Origin of the sequence: Geodermatophilus pulveris (assembly GCF_900188375.1) — a bacterium.
Lineage (GTDB): Bacteria > Actinomycetota > Actinomycetes > Mycobacteriales > Geodermatophilaceae > Geodermatophilus > Geodermatophilus pulveris.
The window spans coordinates 98938-107030 of record NZ_FZOO01000013.1; the positions used below are offsets into that span (position 1 = coordinate 98938).

The 8093-nt window shown below is 71.0% G+C and carries 9 protein-coding genes and 2 pseudogenes; 7 read left to right on the forward strand and 4 right to left on the reverse strand.

The features are described from left to right. Positions 1-52: 52 nt before the first annotated feature. The 3 genes from CHB98_RS20160 to CHB98_RS20170 are packed head-to-tail and all read right to left on the reverse strand — an operon-like array spanning position 53 to position 2729. Complete coding sequence (locus CHB98_RS20160) at positions 53-652, reverse strand: GerMN domain-containing protein (RefSeq protein ID WP_179224746.1); 600 nt, start codon at positions 650-652, stop codon at positions 53-55. Beyond that, positions 649-2019: a sensor histidine kinase gene (locus CHB98_RS20165; protein WP_089307395.1), complete on the reverse strand. Its 1371-nt coding sequence runs from the start codon at positions 2017-2019 to the stop codon at positions 649-651. The genes CHB98_RS20160 and CHB98_RS20165 overlap by 4 nt, the downstream gene beginning before the upstream one ends. Further along, positions 2016-2729 (reverse strand): response regulator transcription factor, encoded by a 714-nt coding sequence (locus CHB98_RS20170; RefSeq protein WP_089307396.1) that lies wholly within the window; start codon positions 2727-2729, stop codon positions 2016-2018. The genes CHB98_RS20165 and CHB98_RS20170 overlap by 4 nt, the downstream gene beginning before the upstream one ends. 135 nt (positions 2730-2864) lie before the next feature. Here CHB98_RS20170 and CHB98_RS20175 point away from each other — a divergent pair, with 135 nt between their 5' ends. The 3 genes from CHB98_RS20175 to CHB98_RS21885 are packed head-to-tail and all read left to right on the forward strand — an operon-like array spanning position 2865 to position 3670. Beyond that, positions 2865-3185: an STAS domain-containing protein gene (locus tag CHB98_RS20175; protein WP_089307397.1), complete on the forward strand. Its 321-nt coding sequence runs from the start codon at positions 2865-2867 to the stop codon at positions 3183-3185. 30 nt (positions 3186-3215) lie between these two features. Beyond that, positions 3216-3380: a hypothetical protein gene (locus tag CHB98_RS21880; protein ID WP_179224750.1), complete on the forward strand. Its 165-nt coding sequence runs from the start codon at positions 3216-3218 to the stop codon at positions 3378-3380. Then, positions 3377-3670 carry an STAS domain-containing protein gene (locus CHB98_RS21885; protein ID WP_179224752.1) on the forward strand — a complete coding sequence of 98 codons (294 nt, stop codon included), beginning with the start codon at positions 3377-3379 and terminating at the stop codon, positions 3668-3670. The genes CHB98_RS21880 and CHB98_RS21885 overlap by 4 nt, the downstream gene beginning before the upstream one ends. An 882-nt stretch (positions 3671-4552) precedes the next feature. On the opposite strand, the gene CHB98_RS20185 is transcribed toward CHB98_RS21885, so the two are convergent. Further along, positions 4553-4804 carry a hypothetical protein gene (locus CHB98_RS20185; RefSeq protein ID WP_089307399.1) on the reverse strand — a complete coding sequence of 84 codons (252 nt, stop codon included), beginning with the start codon at positions 4802-4804 and terminating at the stop codon, positions 4553-4555. A gap of 1027 nt (positions 4805-5831) precedes the next feature. Here CHB98_RS20185 and CHB98_RS20190 point away from each other — a divergent pair. The 4 genes and pseudogenes from CHB98_RS20190 to CHB98_RS20205 all read left to right on the forward strand — a co-directional run bounded on the left by CHB98_RS20190 (position 5832) and on the right by CHB98_RS20205 (position 8037). Then, positions 5832-6656, forward strand: a pseudogene (locus CHB98_RS20190) (transposase family protein). Positions 6657-6866: 210 nt separating this feature from the next. Then, positions 6867-7112, forward strand: coding sequence for a hypothetical protein (locus CHB98_RS20195; protein ID WP_089307400.1), 246 nt, complete (start codon positions 6867-6869; stop codon positions 7110-7112). A gap of 174 nt (positions 7113-7286) precedes the next feature. Then, positions 7287-7472 (forward strand): annotated as a pseudogene (locus CHB98_RS22600) (DUF6444 domain-containing protein); the annotation flags it as partial. 280 nt (positions 7473-7752) lie between these two features. Then, the gene (locus CHB98_RS20205) at positions 7753-8037 is read left to right on the forward strand and encodes a transposase (protein ID WP_179224754.1); all 285 of its coding nucleotides are present in this window, start codon (positions 7753-7755) and stop codon (positions 8035-8037) included. Positions 8038-8093 lie beyond the last annotated feature (56 nt).

Here is an 8093-nt window from a genome sequence, read left to right on the forward strand (position 1 = left end):
CGTGCGCGCCCCGGCCGGTGGCGGCCGGCCGGTTCGTCTCCCGGCCGCCGCGTCAGGACGGCGGGGCGGGCGGCGGTCCCGCCGCGTAGTCCGCGCGGGTCAGCGGCTCGGCGGTCAGCGCACCCGAGGGCAGCGGCGCCTCCACGCGCTCGCCGTCCAGGGTCAGGACGACGGCCACCACGCCCGGCACGCTGGTCGCGGTGAGCACGACCTGGGCCACCGCCGGCCGGCTGGCCTCTCCGGCGGGGGCGTCCGTCGCGACGGCGATGTCGACCGTCGCCGTCCCGTCGGTGAGCTCGACGGCGGACAGCTCGACCTTGGGGGGCAGCGCGGTGGACAGCTGCCGGTCCCGCTCGTCGGCGGTCGGGCCGGCCGCCAGCTCGTCCAGCAGCACGTCGAGCCGCTCCTGCGCCGTCGCCCCGGCCACCTCGCGCGGCCGGGGCACGAGGGCGTCGGAGGCGTCCACCAGGTAGACCTCCCCGGGTCCGACCGTGGGGTCTGAAGCCGTCGAGGGGGCCGGGTCCGGCGCCGCGGAGGCCAGCCCGTAGGGGACCTCGGACGCCGGGATCGCCCTGGCCGCGCCGCCGGTGGGCACCGCGCACCCGGCGAGCAGGACGAGCAGTCCCGCCGCCGCCCACCGCCCCGCGCTCACCGGTGCACCGCGGGCAGGGAGACGCTGAACCGGGCGCCGCCGCCGGGGGCCGCGCTGCACCACGCCGCCCCGCCGTGCTGCCGGGCGGTCTCGGCCACGATGGCCAGGCCCAGACCGGCCCCGGGCAGGGACCGGCGGGCCGCGTTCGGCCCGCGGGCGAACCGCTCGAACACCCGCTCCCGGTCCTCGGCGGGCACGCCCGGCCCGTCGTCGTCCACGCTCACCACCACCGTCCCCTCGCGCCGGTGCACGTGCACCGCGCACGTCCCGCCCGCGTGCCGGTCGGCGTTGTCCAGCAGGTTGCGCACCGCCCGCTCCAGCCCCCGCTTGTCGCCCGCCACCACCGTCTCCTCGTCGGGGTCGGCCACCAGCAGCCCGGGGTCCCGGCCGCAGGCGGCCAGCACCTCGCGCACCAGGGCGGCCAGCGGCACCTCCGTCGTGGCCGTCCCCGGCGCGCCGTCGATGCGGGCCAGCTCCAGCAGGTCGTCGAGCATGCGGCGGAACCGGCGCAGCTCGCCCTGCACCAGGGTGAGCGCCTGGTCGGCCCGCGGCGAGAGCTCGGTGCGCCGGGCGGCGAGCACCTCGACGCTGGTCACCACCCCGGTCAGCGGACTGCGCAGCTCGTGGCTGACGTCCCCGACGAAGCGGGCGTCCCGGTCGATCCGTGCGGCCAGTGCGTCGACCATGCTGTTGAAGCCCGCCACGATCGCCAGCAGGTCGGGGTCGTCCGTGGACGGCAGCCGCGTGGTCAGCTCGCCGCCGGCGATCCGGGTGGCCGCCCCGGCCACCTGCTCCAGCGGCTGCACCGCGCGCCGGCTGGCCCACAGACCGAACGCGGCCCCGGCCGCGGTCGCCACGAGCGCCCCGGCCGCGAGGACGGCGGCCAGCGTGCGGAGCACCTGCTGCAGCTCGGTGAGCGGGGCGAGCTCGTAGAACTCCGCGTCCGCGCTGTCGACCGGCACCCCCACCAGGAGCGCCGGGCCGTCCGCGGTGTCGACCCGCAGCGTCCCCGCGGAGCCCCGGCCGACGACGGCGCGTAGCTCCGCCGGGACGTCGCGGGCGCCGGCGTCCAGGCCGGAGGAGTACCAGGAGTCGCCGCTGCGCACGATGACGTCCGCGCCGCCGGAGGGCACCAGCTCGGCGACGGCCTCGCCGACGTCGGCGCCCGCGGTCGACAGCCGGCCGGCCAGCACGTTGGCGTCGGCGAACGCCTGCCGGGTGAGCAGGGCCTCCCGCTGGTCGAGCAGGTAGCCGCGGGCGAGCAGCCAGGTGGTACCGGCCAGGACGACGGAGACCAGCAGCGCGCCCGCGGCGAACCCGAGGACGATCCGTGACCGCAGCCCCCGCGGTGCGAGGGCCCGCCTCACTGCGGGTCCAGCCGGTAGCCCAGCCCGCGGACGGTGACCACGGTGCGCGGGTTGGCGGGGTCCCGCTCGACCTTGGTGCGCAGCCGCCGGACGTGCACGTCGACGATCCGCTCGTCGCCGAAGAAACCGTGCTCCCACACCCGCTCGAGCAGCAACTGGCGGCTGAAGACCCGGCCCGGGGCGGAGGCCAGCTCGCACAGCAACCGGAACTCCGTCAGCGTGAGCGGCAGCTGCTGCTCGCCGCGGTGCACCGTGCCGGCCGCCTCGCGCAGCACCAGCGGCGCGTCCGGGAACCGGTCGAGGACCACCTCCGCCGGTCCGCCGCCGCCGACGCCGGCCCCGGCCCGCCGTCGCAGGGCGCGCAGCCGGGCGGTGATCTCCTCGACCTCGAACGGCTTGGTCACGTAGTCGTCGGCGCCGGCCTCCAGCGCGGTGACGATGTCGTGGGTGTCGGCGCGGGCGCTGACCACGATGATCGGCAGGTCGTGGCCGCGGCGGACCTCGCGGATGACGGCGAACCCGTCCATGGAGCCCAGCATCAGGTCGACCACCATCAGGTCGGGGGCCGCGGTCGCGACCACGGCGAGGGCCTCCTCCCCGCTCACCGCCTCGGCGACGTCGTAGCCCTCGTCCTCCAGCGCCCAGCGCAGTGCCGTGCGGATCGGGTCGTCGTCCTCGACGACCAGCAGACGCAGCGGCACCCCGGCCATGCTGCCACCGGCCCCCGCCCGGTCCGCCCGGCGTCACGCGATCGCAAAGCAACGCCCGGCCGGATCGCAAACAACCCCGACGACCCTGTCAGGTGCAGGCGGCAGGACCGCCCCCACGGACCCAGGAGGACGACGATGACGGCACTGGCGCCCACGGGGGCGGACGTGGTGACGGTCCACCTGGACGACGCGCTGCTGGCCGACGGCCTGGCCGACGTGCGGTGGCTGCTGCACGACGCGCTGCTGGCCGGTGCCCGGCACCTGGTGGTGGACCTCTCCGGCGTGCGCTCCCTGTCGAGCTCGGCGGTCGCCAGCTTCCTCTCGGCGCACCGCACCTGCCGCGCCCGGGGCGGCGCCGTGGTGCTGCGCGGCGCCGACCGCCGCACCCGGGACCTGCTGCACCGCACCGGCCTGTGGCGGGTCCTGGCCGTCGAGCCCGCGCAGGCCGTGGCATGACCCGCTCCCCCCGTCCCCTGGAGGTGCACGATGCCCGGACCGATCCTCGTGCTGTTGCTCGCCTGGCTGGCGGTCGTCGTGGTCGGCGCCGTCGTGACCGGCTGGTTCTGGCTGACCCTGGTCGGCCTGGCCATGGTGCTGACGACGGGCGCCCTCGGGGTGGCGGAGCACCTGGGGCGCTCCCCGCGGACGTGAGGCGCACCGACCTCGTCGTCCGTCCCGACGGCGTCCTCGCGGCCAGCGGGTACCTCACCTGTCAGGGCGCCGACCTGGTCCGCGGCACGGCGGCCTCCCTGCGGAGCGGCGGGTGCACCCGGGTCGTGGTCGACCTGCGCGGCGTCCGCGCCGCCGACGCGGCCGGCCTGGCCGTCCTGCAGCAGCTGCGCCGGGAGTTGGCCGCGGACGGCTGCGAACTGGTCGTGCGGGGCGCACCGACGCGGGCGGAGGGCGTGGGATTCGAGCCCACGATGGGTGTCACCCCATAGCGGTTCTCAAGCCTGATACAGGCTCTTCGCGAACCAACGCCGATCAACCGTTTCCGGAGGTCAACCACGGTACTGCTGAGACCGGTGGCTACCGCCAATGACCCCTGCGTGCCCGTACTACGGGCACGCAGCGGGCACGGCCGTGGGTAGCAGAATGCTTTGCCGCCTATGGATCGAGGGGTCAGCCGGCCGGCACTGCTCGTCTGCGTCGCTCGGAGTCGGCTGGGTGATGCGGCACCTGATGACGGACACCGCATACCCGCTACCGCTGCCCCTGTCGCCGACGCTGACCGCAGCGGCAGAAGACGCGAGCGGGAACACGCAGAACAGGCACGCGGTGGCCCCTCGCACGCCACCACCTCGCCGACGAGCTCAGGATCTCCGACCAGCTACACCACTTCTTGGGACGTCACCCGGGGTTGTAGTGACCCGGCGCCGGGTCCTTGCCGTGGGAGCCTAGACGCGCAACAGCCCTGACCATTACGCGCGTTAGGGCACTATGTCGTGGTTGCTGCGTGCGTTACAGCGTTCTCCTTGGTCTCGCCAATGGCAGGGCTACCGGCCTCGTGCTGCCGGTGCCCGGTCGGGTCGCCTTCAAGCTGCTGAGGGGTTCTTGCCCATGGCAGCTGCCCTGCTGGCCCGCGTGAACGTCAGTGCTCTAGCTGGGGTGCTGCTCGCCGCTGGGGCCGCTCCGCACGAACCGCGGCCCCTGTCGGACTCAGCCTTCCGCAACACGACGGGGTTGACGTCCGAGACCGCCAGCGCCAGGCGCTGACCCGTCGCCTCGGACCGGCAGGGTTGAGGCCTCCTCGACCAGGCGTAGCGACGTGTGTGGTGATCGGTCAGGGTGGGGCCAATCGAAGCCCCGCCTTCCGCGATTTCTTACTCGACCGCGAGCTGCACCTGGCGTTTGACCTGCTCGGCAACTGCTACTTCATCGGCAGCGTTTTCAAGGGGCTGCATCCACGTCTTTTCGACTGCCTTGTGTGTCTCGATCAGAAAAACTGGGAGTCCGTGGTCCGGATTGACGGACAGGCCTAGGTTGACGTTCAGGAGCTTGTATTGACCGGCGGGAGGACCGTCCAACTCGACCTCGTCCTCGAAGACCTCGGTGACGCCTTCCTCCGAATCCAACCGAGGGACGAGTCCTTGGGCGGTGATCCGCCTTCCCCGTCCCGGACCCACGCGACCAATGCGGCTACGCCGGCCTGGAAAGGAGTTGTCGGCGGAGTCCCTCGATGCGGGCAGGGTCCCCGAGATCCAGGACATATCCCTTTTTGACCAGCGCGAGTCACCCGGCGCCGTTGCAGATCCGCCTGCATCTAAGCGAACCTTGTCGGCTGTCCTCGCTGTGACACCGCCCTCAGCTCTGCTCCGAGAAGGGGGGACAGCCTCGTCATGCAGCGACCGTCAAGCATCCTTAGGTCGCAAATGCTGCCTGAGGCGTTGCATGAGCGGCCGTGGGTTGAAGTGCTTGACTTCCGCTTGCATGAGTTGAGGCGCTTTCTCGAGCGTCAGCAGCTTCGCGTTAACATTCTTGACCGCGAGGACCTCGAGTCTTCCCTGTCATAAGAGCCTGGCGCCGACTCGGTGATCGGCGTGGCATCTCGCGCTTGCGAGTAGTCCGGTAGGAAATTGCACTGGCTCGTAATGCTGATTCGCCGGCGGTCGTTCGGGTGGGGATTGAACTATCCCCGCTCGAAGGGGGTGACCACCTATCGATGGCAGCTCGGAAGCTGCCACGGTTCGCAGGCAGCAGACGATCGCCAAAAGTCCGTCGACGGACAGAAAGCGCTGGTCCGGGTCGCGGCTGCACCTGGCCATCTCGGAGTATCTCAGCGTGGGCCACTGACATGCCCGAACGGGACGGACTGCCGTCCTGACCTGCGTGCACGAGCGAGCGAAGCGATTGGCCGTTGATGCCTCACCGTGGACATCTGCGGACTTTCTGCGGAATCTGTGCGGACTGCGAGTGCGCGACCGTCGCCCTGGGCCATTGAGCCTTTCCCAGTAGCGGGCGGCTGGCAGGTCGGACCAGGACACGCCGACGAGCGCGGCGTGACGGGAGGAAGCGCAGGACCTCCGTAGGAGGGACGTCTTCTCACAGATCGTTTTTCCCACCCGAGGTCCTGCTGTGTCCGATCCTGTCACCTACACCGCCGTGCTCCCGGTCGCCGAGGAGACCGTACGGTTCGTGTCGGGCCTGCTGGCCGCCGAGCGCCGTCGCCGCGGTACGCGTGGCCGGCGGCGGGCGCTGGGCTGCTACCGGCAGGCGGTGCTCGTGCTGCGCTGGTTTCTCGACGGGACCCGGTTGGCCCGGCTGACCGCCGACAACCGGATCGGCTCCTCGACGGCCTACTGGTATCTGCACGAGGGCATCGACGTTCTCGCCGCGGCCGCACCCGGGCTGCGGGGTGCCCTGCTGGCCGCCCGCGCCGCCGGCCATCCGCATGTGACGGTGGACGGGACGCTGCTCCGTACCGTTCGCTGCCACGTTCCGGGCCCCGACCGCCCGGACCGACCGATGCGGCCGGCAAGTGGACCTGTGGTGGTCGGGCAAGCACGCCGCCCACGGCGGCAACGTCCAGGTCATCGCCGCCCCCGACGGCTGGCCGATCTGGACCTCGCCGGTACGGCCCGGCCGCGAGCACGACACCACCGCGCTGCGCACCCAACCCGAGACACTGCCGCTGCTGGCCGAGTGGACCGACCAGGCCCATGCGGTGCTGGCCGGCCTGGGCTACGAGGGCGAGCGGGCGGCGCTGACCACGCCGATCGAGAAGACCACCGACGCGCCGCTGACCGACGATCAGCGCACCGTCAACCTGCTGCACGCGGCCACCCGGGCTCCGGCCGAGCGCGGCAACTCGCTGCTCAAGACCACCTTCAAGGCGCTTCGCCGGGTCAGCCTCTGCCGTGGCGCATCGGCGCGATCACCGCCGCCGCCCTCGTCCTCCTCCATCACGAGCACGGCCGGACGCCATGATCATCGACCTGGCCCAGCCGTTACTGGGAATGGCTCATTCCCATCGCCTCAATCTGACAACGCTGTGACGTCGTCGTGACGCAGCGGTGACGCCACCCAAGCTAGCTTGAGAAGTTGACGGACAAATTACAGGAGGTGTGGACTTATTCACAGTTGCCAGCAGATTGCGATGCTATTCCGTAACCAACCTCAATCGAAGGTGTGCATGTCATGGCTGAGATAGAAGTAGGCAGTTACTACAGTCGCTGGGATCTTGATACCCACGAGGGACGGATCCAGCTGTACGACACAAGCGATAACATCCTTCATTTCCACAACACCAATAGTCCTGAGGAATTTTTAGTTCTTGTTGGTATGCTGAGAAATGAAAAACCTCTCTGGTTCGAAGACTCTCGCATTCAGTTGCGGACTGGAATAGGCGTACCACGCGAGCCAGTAGGAGAAGAAGAGACGTAGTTCTTGCCAAACAGGACGCGGAGGTGTAAATCGGCTTCGTGCACATGGGCTTCCGCCCGGACCGATCACCGGTGCAGGCGTTTCTTCGCGTGCCGCAAAACGGTGACTGTTCAGGTCGTGGACGCTGACGTGTCGTAGTCAGGTGATCAGCGCCGGGGTGTGAAGGATCGGTTCATGACCGCTCCGTCCTACGAGCAGCTCGCGACGCTGGTCGCGGCCCAGGAGCGGATCATCGCCGAGCTGCAGGTCCGGATCGCCGAGCAGGACGCGCAGATCGCGGAGTTGAGGCGGCTGCCGGCCGCGTCTTCGCGGAACTCCTCCAGGCCGCCGTCGGCCGACGGGCCGGGCAAGCCGACGCCGAAGTCGCTGCGCGGCCGGTCCGGGCGCAAGCCGGGCGGGCAGCCGGGACGGGAGGGGCGCACACTGCGGCCGGCCGAAGCACCCGATGAGGTCGTGGTCCACGGCCGGACACCTGCGCCGGCTGCGGCGCTTGAGGGTGCGCCGCGGTGGTCCGGGCGACCGCGGACCCGACCGGACCGGCTGCTGGACGACGAGGCCTACTTCAACCGAACAAGGGGACTGTTGCGACTTCAGTTGACACTCGTTCTGCGGGACCTTGTCCCGCGGGAAGGATGTCGCTGTGCCCAAGAAGTTCCCGCCGGAGTTCAAGCGCGACGTCGTCCGGGTCGCCCGACGAGGGGACCTGAGCCAGGCCGAGGTCGCTGCCGACTTCGACATCTCGGTCGAGTCGGTGCGCCGCTGGGTGCGCCAGGCCGACGTCGATGACGGCGTCGTCGACGGGCAGACCAGCGCCGAGCAGAACGAGCTGGTGCAGTTGCGCCGGGACAAGCGCCGGCTGGAGATGGATAACGAGATCCTGCGCCGGGCCGCGGCCTACTTCGCCGCCGGCAGCCTCCCAAAATGACGCTCCTATGCCTGTCAAGCGGCAGCGGGAATCGCCGTCTCATGTTCGAGTAGGCG

Excerpts from the sequence above, each read along its gene's own strand:
- CHB98_RS20170 (WP_089307396.1), bottom strand. The coding sequence starts at position 2,729 with ATGGCCGGGGTGCCGCTGCGTCTGCTGGTCGTCGAGGACGACGACCCG.
- CHB98_RS20175 (WP_089307397.1), top strand. The coding sequence starts at position 2,865 with ATGACGGCACTGGCGCCCACGGGGGCGGACGTGGTGACGGTCCACCTG.
- CHB98_RS21880 (WP_179224750.1), top strand. The coding sequence starts at position 3,216 with ATGCCCGGACCGATCCTCGTGCTGTTGCTCGCCTGGCTGGCGGTCGTC.
- CHB98_RS20195 (WP_089307400.1), top strand. The coding sequence starts at position 6,867 with ATGGCTGAGATAGAAGTAGGCAGTTACTACAGTCGCTGGGATCTTGAT.